Genomic DNA, 16,519 nt, shown 5'->3' with positions numbered 1-16,519 from the left:
ACAAAGCCATGACGCCTTGCACCCATTTCCGCGCAAACGAAACAGGGGACCCGAAGGTCCCCTGTTCACCCGGTTCCATCCGGGTCATTCAGCCGAGAGGTACGAAGAATTACCCTTCGACAGCCTCCGCATCTGCGTCACCGGCAGTTTCAGCAGCAGCGCTGGTGGTAGCCGCGGGCTGAGCGCCGCGGTGGTTCACCCGGTTCAGTTCCGGATAATCCTTCAGCATCTGTGCACGATCCAGCGGCAACTGCAGACCGTTGTGGCAGGTGGCGCAGTTGGTCTTGGGCGCGTCACCCGTGGGACCCAGACGGTAATCCGGATACTCGGGCTGCAGCGGATTCAGGTACTGATTGTTCAGTGCCCGAACCATCTCGATGCCGTGCCATGCCGTCACACGCTGCGGAGGGCTGGTCTGCCATTCCGGGAAGTTGTTCGTGTTGTGGCAGGTGGTGCAGTTGGCACCCAGGGCCACCGAGAAGTGGATCATGAGACCATGCACCCACTCGGCGTCCACCAGGTTGTACGGATTGTCACCCATCGGCAACGAGGTCCGCGGCGTCACGCGAATGTTCTTCGGCTCATCACCCTGCAGGAAGGGCGTGAAGACATCATTCGGCAGCGAGGCGGAAGCCACGTTGGTACCGGCCAGGTTCTGACCCATACGGCTGGCGGCAAAGCCACCGGCCTGCTTGAAGCCCGGGTCCTCATACCAGATATTTTCCGGCACCGGATTGCCCATGTGACAGGTGTAGCAGGTCACACCGGTCTCACCCACGTGGGCGGTCCATTCCTGGTTGATGGTGTAGGTCATCTCCAGCATGCGCCGGGAGACAATCTTCGTGTAGACATTTTCGTCGGCGAAGTTGCCCGGCGTATGGCAGTAGTTACAACCTTCCTCCGGTGCCACCCATGCGGTGATGGCGTTCATCAGACGGTTGAACTCGGAGATGTTCAGGTCACCCAGCACCTTCACGTTCTCGTAGATGTCACCGGCACGGGGACCGGCGGCAGCCGCGGGACGCTCAGGCTCCGGAATTTCCATGCCGCTACGCTTCATGGCTTCCAGATGGCGCTTGGTTACCTGCTCCATACCCAGACCGCGATAACCGGTCTGTTCGGTTTCGATCCCGATCGGCAGTTCGCAGCCGGTCATCAGGAGTGCGGCACCGGCAAGGGCCGCCACTGTCGTCGTTTTACGCGTCATCGTTTTCATTGAGACATCCCTTGAAGCATGGCCGGATCTTCGACGTTCGGATGTACGATCGGATAGGACGGCGCCACGCCGTGATCGATCGCCCACAGATACCAATTGTCGACTACCGTGCCAGTGAGCAGAATGCCAATGCCGCCGGTGATCGGTACGAGAACCGCGAACCACCAGCCCCAGCGATGGATGGATTCCATGGTGGCGTTGAAGCCCATGGTCCAGCGCCAGAACAGCATTGCTCTGTCGGAAGCGGTACCACGGTCGGTGATCTGCTCAAGTTCGCGCTCACCGCCATAACGACCCACAGCCAGCACCGTTGCACCATGCATGGCAAACAGAACAGCAGAACCATACAGGAAGGCAATGCAGAGCATGTGGAACGGGTTGTAGTACAGGTTGCCGTACTTCAGAGAGAATGCCGTGGTCCAGTCAAGATGCGGGAAGATACCGAACGGCACTGCTTCGGACCAGTCACCCATCAGGATCGGACGGAAGAAGCCAAGGCTCAGATACAGGAAGATTGCCGCGGCAAAGGCCCACGCCACATGGGTACCCATGTTCAGCGCACGCGCACGACGATACATCCGCACCCACCACAGCAGGATGGAAGTGGTCAGGAAGAAACCTGCCATCAACCACCAACCGCCCTCGGCCAGCGGAGGAATACCCAGGCCGTACTGAGCCTGAGGCGGCTCCAGTCCCAGCCAGAACAGCTGACGGAAGAACTGGATGACGTCCCAGTTGACCTGGGCCAAGAAGTTGAAACCGATGATCAGGATTGCCATCAAACCAAACAGGATGGATGCCAATCCGGTCCAGCCCAGGTAGATCGGCCCGATCTGGGCGTTACCTAGTTTACCGGCCCAATAGAACAGCAGCGGTTTCCCGATGCGTTCGCGATCACCATTCGGCAGGGGTACGCCAGCCTCAGGCTCTGCCTGGACCTGCACCCGGTTAAATATGTTCTGGTATTCGGCCATTGTGGTCCCCTTACATTAAGCCCAGATAGGAAGGTCAAGCCACCAGTTCCACCATTCCGGCCAGCTCTGCGTCCAGAAGGGACCGCTGATGACGATACAGACGGCACTCCAGAAGGCGGCGCTAAGGGCAAGGAACAGACCCAGGCGGTGGATGCCGAGGGCACCGATGGAATAGCCGACGACGTCACGGAAGAAGGTATCTTCGTATTCAGGCGTCTTGACCGGTTCACCCTTCTTGGGGTTGGTTGCGGACAGGATGAGACCACCGTGCAATGACAGGGCCAGAGCCGTCGTGAAGAAGAAGGCGATGGCCAGCATGTGGGCCGGGTTGTAGTGGAAGTGCAGGAACTGATAACCGGTGTTGGACACCCAGTCCAGGTGACTCATGATGCCGTAGGGGAAACCATGACCCCAGGCACCCAGCAGCACCGGACGAATGACAACCAGCGTGAAATAGGCAAAGACCGCCACGGAGAAGGCGATCGGAATATGCAGACCCATACCCAGTTTGCGGGCAATTTCAGCCTGGCGCAGCGCCCAGGAAACGAATGCGCCCAAGGCACAGATCGTGATCATCTGCCAAAGCCCACCCTCGGTCAGGGGTGCAAAGCCAAGGCCGTAACTCAGGTCGGGGGGATTGATGCTGATCTGCCAGATGTTCCAGGTTGGGCCCATAGCCGCACCCCAGACGATCAGGAGTGTACCCAACAGCGCGAAAAACGCCGTTAGGACCCCAAAAAATCCGACGTAGAAAGGCCCGACCCAGAAGTCAAATAGGTCGCCTCCGATCAACGTCCCCCCGCGTACGCGGTATCTTTTCTCAAAGCTCAGCATGGACATTCCTAGAACCTCCGGTCAGTAAGGCATAGGCCGGAGATTCCGGCCCTAGCCCTATACTCTCAACACGCTTGTTAGCGAAGGGCCTTGGATGCCGGGCGGAGCCGGCATGACTGCCGACACCCGCCCAACACCTGCGGCTACAGACGCTATCAGGACAGTGCTGAACCGCCTTCCTGAGCCTGCAGAGTCGCTTCGACAGCCGACGCAGAGTGCATCCAGTTGAAGCGTTCGGTGCTCAACAGGATGAAGTGGATCAGCAGTGCAAGCACGGCCAGGAACGTGAACAGGGCAACCAGCGCTCTGCGCGGATCGAACAGCAGCCAAACACGCCACATGTTGAAATCTCCTATGTTTTTAGGGAACTACTTTTAAAACTTTGGCTCGAAAGACCTGGTACTGACCAATACACCAGAATGGTGCAAGGTCTTACCAAGCCACGCCCCAGGGACGCCACATCCAGGCCAGAACGTGAGCAACGGCAGCAACGGCCAGGAAGCCCATCATGCTGGTCATGAAGACACCGTGAAACTCCATGGCCTCGTCTTCGGTGAGCCCAGAGAGCGAACCTTTCGTTTCGTCAACCATTTAAATACCCTCCAAATGAGCCTTATTGGCAAATACCGCGTTGACTCAACGCGATCACGACCGTCATGGAAAAAATTGCCTCCACAACGAAACTCACGACCGTGTCACCTGTCATACCGTTTAAAGACCCGGTCAACGGGTGATGACTGAAGACATGAACCTGTCAGTTGCATGTCACAGCGCTTTCACGATCGACCCATAACCTCCCTGACTTCGGGAGGTCAGGACGACATCGCCTCGCGGTACTGCATGCAAAGGCGGCGACGTCCAGAAAACCGCGAATCCGTTGTCCTGCGCGACATCGAATCCTTCCGATGTGCGTTTACTGCTTCAATCCATTCTGCGCCAAGGCAGAGTTCGTTCACCCTGCCCTGGCTGTCGTCTGTTCAGGCCGCCCTGCCCGCCGCCACATCCGCGTGGGTCCTGTTGACCCTGTCCACGCTGATCCTTTCCTCGCCTTCTCGCCTTGCAGCTGCCTCGATGGCATCCCTGAGGCGCTTGGCGGCGGAGATCCGGACCAGTACCGGATATGCCTCGACCAGTCTGTCCAGCACGGCCTTGGCTTCATCATCCCAGGGCAGTTCCCGGTGCAGGCGCGACGGCGTTGCATCCACCTTGTCCAGTTCCGTACCCAGGGGCAGGATGTGGAACAGCGCATCGAACAGCGAGTTGCACACCTCCTGGACCAGATACGTCGCCCCGGCGTAGCCCATGAAGGGGGTACCGGTATGGCGCCGTATGATCGCCCCTGGGAAGGAGGCTGGTACGTACATCGCCCTCCCCCCGATCTCCGCCAGATACATGCGTTCGTTATAGCTGCCGAACAGCACTAGCGGCGTCTTTTCATGAATGGCCTTGCGCACCGACTGATTATCGGGTTTTGCCCCGGCGCTGCGCGCGAAGGCAAAATTGCAAGGCATTCCCATCTCTTCTTCCAGGAAGTGTCTGACACCCCTGGCGTAGGTTTCGGTCGCCACGATCCCGAAGGTCGCCGTGCCGAAGAAATCCTGTGTCACCGACCGCCACAGATCCCATAGTGGCTTGGCCGTCGTATGTTTTTCCTTCTCGATGAACGGCTCCGGATCCAACCCGAGCAGTTCACCCAGTTTTCTCAGGAACAAGGTGGTGCTATGTAGACCGATGGGCGCCTGCAGATAAGGCCGATCCAGGGTCTCGCACAGCAGTCTGCCGAATTCCCGGTACATGCAGATGTTGACTTCCGCATCCGCCAGTCTGGGCACCTCGGCCAGATGACTCCCCAAGGGAAACACCATATTGACCTCGGCACCAATGCCCTCCACCAAGCGGCGGATCTCCGCCAGATCGGACGGCATGTTGAAGGTACCGTACATGGGGCCGATGATATTGACCTTCGGTCTTTCTCCGGCCTTGCGTGCCTTCGGGGCAGGCACCTTCTTGCTTCCAAATTCAGTCCACAACCAGTTTAGGGCCCTATCCGCGCTCTGCCACTGATCCTCGTCAATAGTCCGCGGAAGAAACCGCTGAATATTTGTGCCTTCCGGGGTCACGCCACCACCGATCATCTCGGCAATGGAGCCGGTCACCACCACCGTGGGCAGATCCGGGTCCAGGGTCTGATGGGCACGCTTCATGGCGGCCTCGGTTCCCGTTTGCCCCAGCTCTTCCTCACCCAGCCCGGTCACCACCACCGGCAACTCATGGGGCGGTAGGGCATCGGTGTAGTGAAGCACCGAAGTCACCGGCAGGTTTTCACAGCCCACGGGGCCGTCGATGATGACCTGCAGCCCCTTGACGGCGGTAAAGGCGTAGACCGACCCCCAGTAACCACCCGCGCGATCCAGATCCAGGACGAACATCAGCGCACCTCCCCCGGACCGCTCTGCCCGGCGACACGCTGCCGCTGACGTTTCATGCGCTCACGAAATTCAGGATAATCCCGTGGAACCTCTTCCCAGACACCCGTGGCATGGCCTTCACCCACACCCTCGAAGAAGGCCTTCATGCGATCAAATCGAGCCTGATTGGAGAGGGCGGCATTGACCACCTGCGCCAGGGAACCCGCACCCGCGGGCCCCATCAGGGGACGGGCGGAAATGAGGTTGGTGAAGTACAAGGCAGGAATACCCTTCTCTTTCGCCTTTTGCACCACCGGCGTCGTACCGATGGCCAGGTTGGGACCAAATTCTTCGATGGCAGCCAGATCCTGTTCCAGTGAGGCACGGAACTGTACCCGGACACCCTTGCTCTCCAGCCATTCGCGGTCTGCATCGGACCAGCGGGTCCTGGGGCAGGCGGTGCCGACATAAGGGACATCCGCGCCGCTTTCAATCAGCAGTCGCGCCACCAACAACTCGGAGCCTTCATAACCCGACAGGGTGATGCGACCCTTGATCGGGGCACCGGACAGCGCACCCTTGATGGCAGGCAGGAAGCGGTTCTTGGCAGTGTCAACGGCACTCCTGGCCACGCCGCAAGCTTCGCCGATGGCCTCCAGCCAGGCGGCCGTGCCGTCATAGCCCACGGGGGCCGAGCCAACCACTTCACGACCGGCTTCATTCAGCTCGCGCACGCAAGAGGTATAGAAGGGGTGAATGGCGGCACCCACGGCACAGTCCAGCGCGGCATACAGTTCACGCCACTCCCGAGTGGGCACCACGGGACCCGCGGCAAGACCCAGGGGTTCCAGCATGGCGCCGATGCCCACCGGATCGGCCGGGAACATCTCGCCCATCAGGGTGACCGTCGGCTTGTCCTTGCGCCCATCCCGAGGTGCCTGCACCGGACCCTGCTCGGCTTCGCCACGGGCATAGCGCAGCATGGCGCCGGCCAGGACATCCTTGGCCTCGGCATGAGTGGGGACACCGAAACCCGGGACATCAATCCCGATGATGCGCACCCCATTGATTTCCTTGGGCAGCAGCCGCAGCGGCACCCCGGAGGCGGTGGGCACACAAAGATTGATGATGACCACCGCATCATTGACCGCCGGATCGGCCACTTGATACACGGATTCCCGGATATCCTCGAACAGCTTGCCGGTCACCAGGGTTTCGGAGTCGAAGGGAACATACCCGATAGTGCGCCGCGCGCCATAGAAATGAGAGGTGAAGCTCAGGCCATAGACACAGCAGGCGGAGCCGGACAGGATGGTCGCGGTGCGGCGCATGCGCAAACCCACGCGCAGCGAACCGAAGGCCGGGCACATGCTCTGCGGCTGGTCATGGGGACCCGCCGGATAATCCCTGGCGTATTGGTCCAGGGTCTCGCTCTGACCGGCGGCACGCGCTGCCGCCGCCATGGTTTCCCGGCCGCCATGGCAGCCGGAACCGGCGGCGGCAGCCGTCGTTTCGACGGTCACTGGAATCTTGTTGATTTTCACGGAAGGCGTCGCATCTTGAGATTGATCCGGAGACCCGGCACCACCACCGGCACGACCGACATCGGGGTGACTGGCCTCCATGAGGTGGCGATGTCGGTCAGACATCGTCATAGACCACCTCAAGGGACGGCTTCTTGACCATGGCATGACCATGGACATCTTCCCAGGTCGCCGGCTCAAGCACCACATCCCGTCCCACTTCATCGCTGGAGAACAAGCCCAGCAGTTCATCCTGGGTCAGCGGCTTGGGACGCTGTGGCGGCGCCTCGGCCACCTGGGTCGCCAGGGCCTCGAACAGCGGCCCCCACTCGCCGTCCGGATGGGCGACGATCTGGTAATTGGCACTCTTTCTGCGGATGTCTTCGTTGGCGGGGATGGAAGCCAGGATGGGAATGCCGGCCGCCTGGGCAAAGGCCTGGGCCTCGCCGGTACCGTCATCCTTGTTGATGACGATGCCCGCCACGCCCACGTTGCCACCCAGGCGACGGAAATATTCCACCGCGGAGCAGACGTTGTTCACCACATAGAGGGATTGCAGGTCATTGGAACCCACGACGATGACCTTCTGGCACATGTCGCGGGCGATGGGCAGACCAAACCCGCCGCACACCACGTCACCCAGGAAGTCCAGCAGCACATAGTCGAATCCCCAGTCATGGAAACCCAGTTTTTCCAGGATTTCGAAACCGTGGATGATGCCGCGACCACCACAGCCGCGCCCCACTTCCGGACCACCCAACTCCATGGCGAACACCCCGCCACGCTTGAAGCAGACATCACCGATCTCCACCTCTTCACCCGCCAGTTTCTTGCGGGCAGCCGTTTCGATGATGGTGGGACAGGCCTTGCCGCCGAACAGCAAAGACGTGGTATCGCTCTTGGGATCGCAGCCGATAAGCAGGACGCGCTTGCCCTGCTGGGCCATCATGTAGGACAGGTTCGACAGGGTAAAGCTCTTGCCAATACCACCCTTGCCATAGATTGCGATGATCTGGGTTTCTTTGGCTGTACTACTTTGCACGCGCTCATCCCCTTCAGGAAGGATCGTTTCCGCCGCTGGCCGGGAACTTATCTGTTCCCTGAGCGCATCAACGGAGACGGAAGTCGTATGACCACCGCCGCTCACCGGCTGGATCTCCAGTCCAGCACCATCTTCAGGCACTCGGGATCACCGAATGCCGTCCGATAGGCCTCATCGGCCTCGGCTGCGGGGCGGCGGTGTGTGATGAGGCCGCCCAGAGACAGTCGGCCTGATTCGATGAGCGCCTTCACCGCCGCCAGATCGGGCGCGCGCCATTCGGCAGCACAGCGGATCCGGGCTTCGCGCATGAACGCGGGCGGGAAGGCAAACGAAAGCGGTTGGCTGTAAAAACCGGCGAGCACCACCTCGCCGCCCCGAGCCAGGCGGGCAATCAGGGTATCCAGCAGGGCGCTGTCGCCGCTGACGTCGATGATGGTGTGATAGTCACGCCGCTCATCCCGCTCAGGGTGAACGACGGTATACCCCTCGGCGCCAGCGGCACGGGATTCATTCAGTTCCCAGACCACGGGGGAGGCGCCCGCCGCCACGGCGACACGGGCCAGAAGTCGACCAAGAACACCATGACCGACGATGAGATCAGGTAACTGGGAAGGCGTCAGAGCATCCACGGCCTGCCCCTGGAAGATGGCGTGATAGGCGGTGGCGGCCAGCGCCAACAGCACCCCCTCTTCACCCAGGCGATCGGGAATGGGAACCACCTTGCCGCCGGGTACCACCACGCGGGACGAGGCACCGCCGAACAGCCCCTTCACCTCACCATAACAGGAAGCCCCGGGAACAAAGACCCACTCACCTTCCCGACGCCCGGACTCGGGACCCGCCTGAATGATCCGGCCCACGGATTCGTAGCCGGGCACCAGGGGATAACCCATACCGGGAAAACTGGGCATCTTGCCTGTCCAGAGCAACCTTTCGGTGCCGGTGCTGATCCCGCTCCAGTCGATCGCCACAACCACATCCCCCGCACCGGGAGCAGTCAGCTCCAGCTCGCGAATTTCAAGAGATTCAGGTTGTTGGATGACGACGGCTGTCGCTTTCATAAGAATCTTGGCCTGGGGCCTGATTTGGCCCTACGAGATATGCGTGTAAGTCTAGCGTGACCCCGGATGTTGTCAACCCAAACTAACACTCACCCCAGGTCAGGGTTGAGCCAACATGACACGTGTCAATAAAGGTGTTCTGGTGGGAATCAGGCGAATACGGGTAAAGCCTGATTTTAAAAGCATTTCTTCCAGCTCGGAGGGGGTTCTGGGACGCCCTCGCCCCATTGCGAAAAGATACATGCCGAAATAGGCGTCGCCTATGGGCTCCGCGCCCGAGGTGCCGGACATGGGCTCCGCCAGCAGCAATGCGCCATGATCCGGCAACGCCTCCCGGATGGAACGGAACAGCCCGAGGATGTGATCGTCGTTGTGGTCGTGGACCACGCGCACCAGGGATATCAGATCCGCCCCCCTGGGGAGCGGATCCGAAAAGAAATCACCACCGATGGCCGTGGCCCGGTGCGCCAGACCCAATTCGGCAAAACGGGCTCGGGCCTTCTCGGCCACTGCCGGCAGGTCGAACAGCGCCAGCTCCAGATCCGGCACCCTGGCGGCCACCGCGGAGAGAAAGGTGGCGTTCCCGCCACCAAGATCCATCAATCGGGTATAGCCCCTGGGCGTGAAGGCATCGAGAATCTCCTCGGCCACCAGCTGCTGGGAGACGGACATCAGTCGCGTGTACTCGTCAACCCGCCCTCCGTCCAGGCCACTGGGCGGCTCCTGCCCGGCATAGGCCCAGAATCGACCGAGCCGGGTCTGACCGTTCTTGCCGGCTCTCAGGAGAGCTACCGGATCCTGCAGGTCGGCATAGAGCATGACGTGATGTTCCACCATGGCCGCCACGCCGGGGTTGGCGATCATGGCGGCCCCCTGGCGTCCCAAGCCCCAGCGACCCCGCCCATGGTATTCCATCAGATCCAGTGAAGCCGCCGCCTTTGCCAGCAGCAGGCAGGACTCCTCCGGCAAATCGACCTTGGCGGCCAGCTCTTCAATGGTCAGCGGCCCCGACTCATGCAACAGTTCGGGAATGCGCAGATGAACACAGGCGTACAGGACCTGAGAATAGACAAAGCCCGCCACGATATCGAACATCCGGCGGGCATGGTGATGGGCAACAGGACGGGTCAGCGGGAATGCGGCCGCCCAGCGCTGAAACCGGGGACTGGACAGCACACGGTTGCGCAGGGCCAGAAAACGGCCCCGCCAGAGAGCGTCCCGGGAAAAGGATTTCAGCCTCCCTGGCCGGTGCGCCATGATCGGATCAGGCGGCCTGCTGGGCCAGTTCCTTGGGCAGGAACTTGGCGGCCTTCTTCATCAGCAGCACACGCAGTTCCGCCTCCCCCGCGCAGGCGGGAATGGAGGCCATGGCCTCGTCAAGCAACTGCTTGAGGTACTTGGTGGCGCCCTTGATACCGTGGGTAGCCACGGCGTTGGGACGACCCAGGGCCTCGTCCTGGCCCACCGGCTTGCCCAGTTCTTCCGGATTGGATGCCACGTCGCGCAGATCATCCGCCACCTGGAAGGCCTCGCCCAGCTTCTCGCCCAGGGCCCGCCAGCCGGCGGGCTCATGACCGGCGGCCACGGCACCAGCCATGGTGGCGGCGGCGAACAGGGCGCCGGTCTTGGCCCGCTGGTACTGGGCCAGATCCACATTCGGTTCACATTCCCAGGCCTGGCCAGGGATGATGCCGGAGGGCACGCTGACGCCCTGCCCCACGGTCAGCAGCAAGGGAGCCAGGCGCTCGGGGCGGTGGGTGGCGCTGTGTACCAGCGTCTCCATGGCCATGATGATCAGCGCATCCCCCGCCAGCACCGCCAGACGCTCGCCATAAGCCGCGTGGACCGAGGGCTTGCCGCGACGCATGTCGGCATTGTCGAAACAGGGCAGATCGTCGTGCACCAAGGAGGCACAGTGCATGAGTTCGATGGAAGCAGCCGCCGCGTCGGCAAGCTCCGGCGCATCATCACCGCAGGCTTGGGCCACGGCGATGCACAACTGGGGACGGATCCGGGCACCGCCGGGGAAGACCGAATACCTCAACGCCTCGGCGAGCAGCGGCGGACAGGCCGGGGTCTCCCCACGGGCCAACGCCTGGTTCAAAGCCTGCTCAATTCGCGTCATGGCATCCATGGTTTGCCTCCGCCCCGTAGTGTAAGGTTAGGTTGTCACTTATGCTTGGTGCTCAGCATAGACACAACCCCCGGCCGAGTCAAAGGCCTTTGCAGGAGGCAACAACTCAGGTGCGCAATCCCAAGGCAATCATCGTTGGCGCCGGCATCGCCGGACTGGCCGCGGCACTGGAACTCAATCGGCAGGGCATCGAGGTTCTGGTCCTGGAAAAAGCCGCCACCCCCGGGGGCAAGATCCGCGAAGTCGTGGTGGACGGCGCCCCCATCGACTCCGGACCCACCGTCTTTACCATGCGCTGGGTGTTTGATGAACTGTTCGAATCAGCAGGCACCCGTCTGGACGAACACATTCGTCTCAGACCCCTTGAAATCCTGGCCCGCCATGCCTGGAGCGAGACCGAGCGCCTGGATCTGTTTGCCGACCCGGAACGCTCCGCCGCGGCCATCGGCACTTTTTCCGGCCCCGGAGAAGCCCGGCGATTCAAGGAGTTCTGCCAGCGTGCCAAGCGAACCTACCGAACCCTTGAAAATACCTTCATCCGGGATTCCCGCCCCACGCCCGCAGGCCTGGTGAGTCGCTCCGGCCTCAGAGGCATCGGCGACCTGATCCGGATATCCCCCTATGACACCCTCTGGCGCGCTCTGGGCAAGCATTTTCACGACCCCAGGCTACGCCAGCTATTTGGTCGTTACTCCACCTACTGCGGCTCCTCTCCCTATCAGGCGCCCGCCACCCTGATGCTCATCGCCCACGTGGAGCAGGAGGGGGTCTGGACCGTGGAAGGCGGCATGTCCCGCCTGCCCGACGCACTGTGCAAACTGGCCGCCGCCCAGGGCGTACAGTTCCTTTTCAATGCCCGGGTCAGTCGCATCAACATCCGGGCGGGACGGGTCCGCGGGGTCACCCTGGGCGAGAACGAATCCCTGGATGCGGATCTGGTGATCTTCAATGGGGATGTGGGCGCCCTGGCACGGGGTCGCCTGGGCCTCGACGTGGCCGGCGCCACGCAGGGGCCGGAGCCCGGACAACGCTCCCTGTCAGCCCTGACCTGGAGCCTGAAGGCCGCCCCTCGGGGGTTCCCCCTGATCCGGCACAATGTGTTCTTCTCCAGGGATTACCAGGCAGAGTTCCGGGATATCTTTGAACATCATCGCCTGCCCGGAGAGCCCACGGTCTATATCTGCGCCCAGGATCGCACGGATGATGATTGTCACGGACAATCCGGCGCGGAGCGGTTACTCTGCCTGGTCAACGCTCCGCCAATCGGCGATCAACATCACTACAAACCCACGGAGATTGCCCAATGCGAGGAGAGCACCTTCAGGCTCCTGGCGCGCTGTGGTCTGCAGATCGACCTGAAAGAATCGCCACACGCGATCACCACGCCGACGGACTTCGAGCACCTGTTCCCAGCGACGGGGGGCGCACTCTACGGCCGGGCGACCCATGGATGGCGAGCGTCGTTCGACCGGCCGGAGAGCCGCAGCCGGATACCGGGGCTGTACCTGGCGGGGGGCAGCGTGCATCCAGGAGCGGGCGTGCCCATGGCGACCCTGTCGGGACGACTGGCGGCACGGACCGTGATACAGGACCTGACTTCTCGGAGGCAGTGACCCCGGGCGGCTATCTGTGGTGGTATCTGGATGCCTGGAGTGATGACGGTCGCCACGGCATCACCCTGATCGCCTTCGTCGGCAGCGTCTTTTCACCCTATTATGCCCTCGCCCGTCGGCGCGGCACGGCAGACCCCAGTCACCATGTCTCGATCAACGTCGCCCTCTACGGCAATGCACCCCGGCGCTGGGCCATGACCGAGCGCGGCCGTGGCGACCTGCAAAGGGATCGGGACAACCTGGTGATCGGACCCAGTGCCCTGGAATGGGGGCCGGACGGCCTGACGGTGCATCTGAACGAAGTCACCGCCCCCCTCCCCTCCCGCATCCGCGGCACCATCAGGCTTCGTCCCGAGGCGCTGGCGGCCAGAAGCTATACCCTGGACCAGCAGGAGCGCCATCACTGGCGCCCCATCGCCCCCTGCGCACGCGTGGAAGTGGATCTGCAACAACCGGGGCTACGCTGGCAGGGCCACGGTTACATGGACAGCAACATCGGGACCGAACCCCTGGAACACGGTTTTCGGTACTGGGACTGGTCGCGGGCCGTCATGCCCAACGGGGACACCGTGGTGCTCTACGAGGCGACCCAGAAGGATGACCAGGAGCGAATGCTGACCCTGCGCTTCAATCCCCGGGGCGGGGTACGAGATGTCGAACCCCCACGGCGCCAGGGGCTGCCGACCTCCGCATGGTGGCGGATCGACCGGGCCACCCGGGCGGATGACGGCCGGGCCGCGGTCCGACAGACCTTGACGGATACCCCCTTCTACGTGCGCTCATTGCTGGATACCCGCATTGAAGGGGAGCCGGGGCTGGCATTTCATGAGAGCCTGTCTCTGGAGCGTTTCGAGACCACCGTGGTACAGCTCATGCTGCCGTTCCGGATGCCGCGCAGGGCCAGAGGCTGAAAACGAATCGGGCCGGGTACGGAACCCGGCCCGAGGGCGGCACAAGACTCAGCCGGCCACCGGCGTCCCGCCGCCCGGTCCCGTGCGGGAGACACGGGTAGTACGCGAACGGCGATCCTGCTGCTCAAGCCGCTGAAACAAGTTGTGCAGCCACATGATACGGTCTTCGACCCGCCCCATACCCACGCCCTGGGGACGGATCTCCTGGGTGAGCACTTCCTGCTCCCGCACCGCATCCACCAGAAAACGATTGGCCTCCAGCGGATCTTCCGACAGGATCTCTTTGATCACGCGAAGATCATCCCTGCCCCAGCGTCGAGACATGGAGTACAGGGCCAGCACCTTGCGGACAGGAGATGTCACCGCGCGCCGGGAGATGGAATCACAGCCGTTACGCTCCACTTCCCGACCGATTTCGGAATAGAGGGCGGCGGCGGCCTGCATGCCCTTGCGACAGGATGGCGGCAGGGCATGAATCCCCACGGCACCCCGCTCGTAGAGCACATCCGCGGCCTTGAGCAATCGCTGCACGATCTCTCCCATCTCCGGGGTGAAGCGGGGATTGGCCAGAAATTCGTCCGGGTCGATCCCCTTCTCCCGCAACCAGTCCAGCGGCAGGTAGATACGGCCGTTACGGGCATCCTCGCCCACGTCGCGGGCAATGTTGGTGAGCTGCATGGCCACCCCCAGATCACAGGCCCGGGCCAGGGCGTCGGGCGAGCGCACCCCCATCACCAGGGTCATCATGGCGCCGACGGTGCCGGCCACCCGGGAGCCGTAGGCCTCCAGGGAGGCAAGATCGGGATAGCGGTGTCCCTGGGTATCCCACTCAAACCCTTCCAGCAGGGCCTGGGGCAACGCCTTGGGAATGGAATAGCGCCTCACCACCTCGGTGAAGGCACGATCCGCCGGAATGTCCATGGGCTTGCCGTCGTAGATGGCATCCAGACGTGCCTGCATGCGCTCCAGGCCGTCGCCCCGCTCGTCCAGGTCGATGGCGTCATCCGCCAGGCGACAGAAGGCATACATGGCGGTGGCCGGCCGACGGATATGCTGGGGCAGGAACATGGAAGCGGCATAGAACGACCGGGAGCCGTCACACAGCAATGACCGGCAGGCCGCCGCGTCGGCGGCGCGCCGGGACATGCGCTTTTCGGAGGATCTGAGCTTGATCATGAGGCACCTTTGATAGTCGCTGCATCCGGAACCACCCGGTCCAGCACCTTGGCCGAGGAGATCACACCCGGCAGTCCGGCCCCGGGATGGGTGCCGGCACCGACCAGGTAGAGCCGGTCCACATCCTCACTCTGATTGTGAGGACGGAACCAGGCACTCTGGGTCAGGATGGGCTCCAGTCCGAAGGCGGCCCCCCTGAAGGAAGACAGGGTGTTCTGGAAATAAGGCGGAGTGATCATGTGAGAAGCCACCACCTGGTTTTCCAGATCCGGCAGCACGTGTTCCGAGAGGTATTGTTCGATCTTGCGGCGATAGGGTTCGGCCTGCTGCTGCCAATCCACACCGCTTTCCATATGGGGAACGGGCGACAGCACATAGAAGGTGTCGCAACCCTCCGGGGCCAGGGAAGGATCGGTCTTGGTGGGACGATGGAGATACAGGCTGAAATCTTCCGCCAGGACCTTGCGGTCGAAGATGTCATCCAACAACTCCCGATAGCGCGGTCCCAGAATGATGGAATGGTGCGGGACATCCTCATAGCGCTTTTTGGTACCGAAGTACCAGACCATCAGACTCATGGAATAACGGGAACGCTCGATACGTCGATTGGTCCACTTGCGACGGGCGCTTTCCGGCACCAGATAACGGTAGGTGGCGGCGGAATCGGCGTTGGACACCACCACATCGGCGGCGATGGTCTCGCCGGAGGCCAGCTGTACACCCGTGGCGCGACCGTTCTCCACCAGGATCTGCCGCACTTCCTGATTGCAGCGCACCACATTGCCCTGCCCTTCGATCAGGCCCACCAGCCCCTTGACGATATGGCCGGTTCCACCCATGGCGGAATGGACGCCGAAACGCCGTTCCAGATAGGAAATCAAGGTGTAGGCCGATGTGGTCCTGAAGGGGTTGCCGCCCACCAGCAGGGGATGGAAGCTCAGCACCTGCTGCAGACGGGGATTCTTGATGTGCTTGGCCACCAATCCGCAGACACTGCGGTCGGCCCGCAACCTGAGCAGCTCCGGCACCACCTTGGCCATGTCGGTCCAGGAATTGAAGGGCACATGGGCCAGTTTCTCGAAGCCGACCCGGTAGTTGGCCTCGCTGTCGCGCATGTAGGCATCGTAGCCGTTCAGATCGTCGGGAGAGAAACGGGCCACCTCGGCGCGCACGGCCTCCACGTCGGCCCAGTAATTGAAGACTTCGCCGTCGTGGAAGCGGATCTGATAGAACGGATCCATGGGGCGCAGGTCCACGTCGTCTTCCATGCGCCGCCCACAAAGCTGCCAGAGTTCTTCAAGCACGAAGGGGGCCGTCACGATGGTGGGGCCGGCGTCGAAGGTGAAGCCGTCCTTGCGGAAGACATAGGCGCGCCCGCCCGGCGCATCCAGCTTTTCCAATACGGTCACTCGGTAGCCTCGGGCGCCCAGGCGGATGGCGGCGGCCAGGCCGCCGAAACCGCTGCCGATGACCACGGCATGAGGGGCATCCGGGTTGGCGTGAGAGGAGGCTGTTGCGGAATGAGGTTCTACCACCGTGGACACAGAGCAACCCTATCAACTGTAAGTATTGCTTGACAGTCTAGCAGGGAGATACGGGGCATACCATATGAGAGAAGCGCGTTTGA

At 62.2% G+C, this 16,519-nt stretch carries 15 protein-coding genes; 2 read left to right on the top strand and 13 right to left on the bottom strand.

Annotation, left to right across the window (positions count from 1 at the left end):
* Positions 1 to 109 precede the first annotated feature (109 nt).
* The 11 genes from pufC to ACLF6L_RS05450 form a co-directional block, all read right to left on the bottom strand.
* Positions 110 to 1,207: a photosynthetic reaction center cytochrome PufC gene (pufC, locus tag ACLF6L_RS05500; RefSeq protein WP_238616560.1), complete on the bottom strand. Its 1,098-nt coding sequence runs from the start codon at positions 1,205 to 1,207 to the stop codon at positions 110 to 112.
* Between the two features lie 5 nt (positions 1,208 to 1,212).
* Positions 1,213 to 2,190 (bottom strand): photosynthetic reaction center subunit M, encoded by a 978-nt coding sequence (gene pufM, locus ACLF6L_RS05495; protein WP_238616559.1) that lies wholly within the window; start codon positions 2,188 to 2,190, stop codon positions 1,213 to 1,215.
* A gap of 15 nt (positions 2,191 to 2,205) precedes the next feature.
* A complete protein-coding gene (pufL, locus tag ACLF6L_RS05490; RefSeq protein WP_238616558.1) occupies positions 2,206 to 3,030 on the bottom strand; it encodes a photosynthetic reaction center subunit L in 825 nt (274 codons plus the stop codon).
* Between the two features lie 149 nt (positions 3,031 to 3,179).
* Positions 3,180 to 3,365, bottom strand: coding sequence for a light-harvesting antenna LH1, alpha subunit (pufA, locus tag ACLF6L_RS05485; protein ID WP_008932825.1), 186 nt, complete (start codon positions 3,363 to 3,365; stop codon positions 3,180 to 3,182).
* Positions 3,366 to 3,456: 91 nt separating this feature from the next.
* The gene (gene pufB / locus ACLF6L_RS05480) at positions 3,457 to 3,615 is read right to left on the bottom strand and encodes a light-harvesting antenna LH1, beta subunit (protein WP_008932826.1); all 159 of its coding nucleotides are present in this window, start codon (positions 3,613 to 3,615) and stop codon (positions 3,457 to 3,459) included.
* 386 nt (positions 3,616 to 4,001) lie between these two features.
* Positions 4,002 to 5,453: a chlorophyllide a reductase subunit Z gene (gene bchZ, locus ACLF6L_RS05475; RefSeq protein ID WP_238616557.1), complete on the bottom strand. Its 1,452-nt coding sequence runs from the start codon at positions 5,451 to 5,453 to the stop codon at positions 4,002 to 4,004.
* Complete coding sequence (bchY, locus tag ACLF6L_RS05470) at positions 5,453 to 6,895, bottom strand: chlorophyllide a reductase subunit Y (protein WP_238616774.1); 1,443 nt, start codon at positions 6,893 to 6,895, stop codon at positions 5,453 to 5,455. Before bchY ends, bchZ begins: the two co-directional genes overlap by 1 nt.
* Before the next feature lie 178 nt (positions 6,896 to 7,073).
* Entirely contained in the window at positions 7,074 to 7,997 is a 924-nt protein-coding gene (locus tag ACLF6L_RS05465; protein WP_238616556.1) for a chlorophyllide a reductase iron protein subunit X, read from the bottom strand.
* Between the two features lie 101 nt (positions 7,998 to 8,098).
* Positions 8,099 to 9,058 carry a chlorophyll synthesis pathway protein BchC gene (bchC, locus tag ACLF6L_RS05460; RefSeq protein ID WP_412852532.1) on the bottom strand — a complete coding sequence of 320 codons (960 nt, stop codon included), beginning with the start codon at positions 9,056 to 9,058 and terminating at the stop codon, positions 8,099 to 8,101.
* A gap of 99 nt (positions 9,059 to 9,157) precedes the next feature.
* Entirely contained in the window at positions 9,158 to 10,315 is a 1,158-nt protein-coding gene (locus ACLF6L_RS05455; protein WP_238616554.1) for an acetylserotonin O-methyltransferase, read from the bottom strand.
* Between the two features lie 7 nt (positions 10,316 to 10,322).
* Positions 10,323 to 11,192 carry a polyprenyl synthetase family protein gene (locus tag ACLF6L_RS05450; RefSeq protein WP_238616553.1) on the bottom strand — a complete coding sequence of 290 codons (870 nt, stop codon included), beginning with the start codon at positions 11,190 to 11,192 and terminating at the stop codon, positions 10,323 to 10,325.
* Positions 11,193 to 11,302: 110 nt separating this feature from the next.
* On the opposite strand from ACLF6L_RS05450, the gene crtD reads away from it, so the two are divergent.
* The gene (gene crtD / locus ACLF6L_RS05445; RefSeq protein ID WP_238616552.1) at positions 11,303 to 12,805 is read left to right on the top strand and encodes a 1-hydroxycarotenoid 3,4-desaturase CrtD; all 1,503 of its coding nucleotides are present in this window, start codon (positions 11,303 to 11,305) and stop codon (positions 12,803 to 12,805) included.
* Positions 12,802 to 13,716, top strand: a complete 915-nt coding sequence (locus tag ACLF6L_RS05440) for a carotenoid 1,2-hydratase (protein WP_412852531.1) — start codon at positions 12,802 to 12,804, stop codon at positions 13,714 to 13,716. The genes crtD and ACLF6L_RS05440 overlap by 4 nt, the downstream gene beginning before the upstream one ends.
* A gap of 48 nt (positions 13,717 to 13,764) precedes the next feature.
* Here the strand turns inward: ACLF6L_RS05440 and ACLF6L_RS05435 are convergent, their stop codons facing one another.
* Complete coding sequence (locus ACLF6L_RS05435; protein ID WP_238616550.1) at positions 13,765 to 14,892, bottom strand: phytoene/squalene synthase family protein; 1,128 nt, start codon at positions 14,890 to 14,892, stop codon at positions 13,765 to 13,767.
* Positions 14,889 to 16,427 carry a phytoene desaturase gene (locus ACLF6L_RS05430; RefSeq protein WP_238616549.1) on the bottom strand — a complete coding sequence of 513 codons (1,539 nt, stop codon included), beginning with the start codon at positions 16,425 to 16,427 and terminating at the stop codon, positions 14,889 to 14,891. Before ACLF6L_RS05430 ends, ACLF6L_RS05435 begins: the two co-directional genes overlap by 4 nt.
* Between the last annotated feature and the right edge of the window lie 92 nt (positions 16,428 to 16,519).

This window comes from Ectothiorhodospira shaposhnikovii, assembly GCF_047222355.1.
Classification (GTDB): domain Bacteria; phylum Pseudomonadota; class Gammaproteobacteria; order Ectothiorhodospirales; family Ectothiorhodospiraceae; genus Ectothiorhodospira.
The sequence above is the reverse complement of the archived record's forward strand: the minus strand, read 5'-3'. Positions and strand labels throughout refer to the sequence as shown.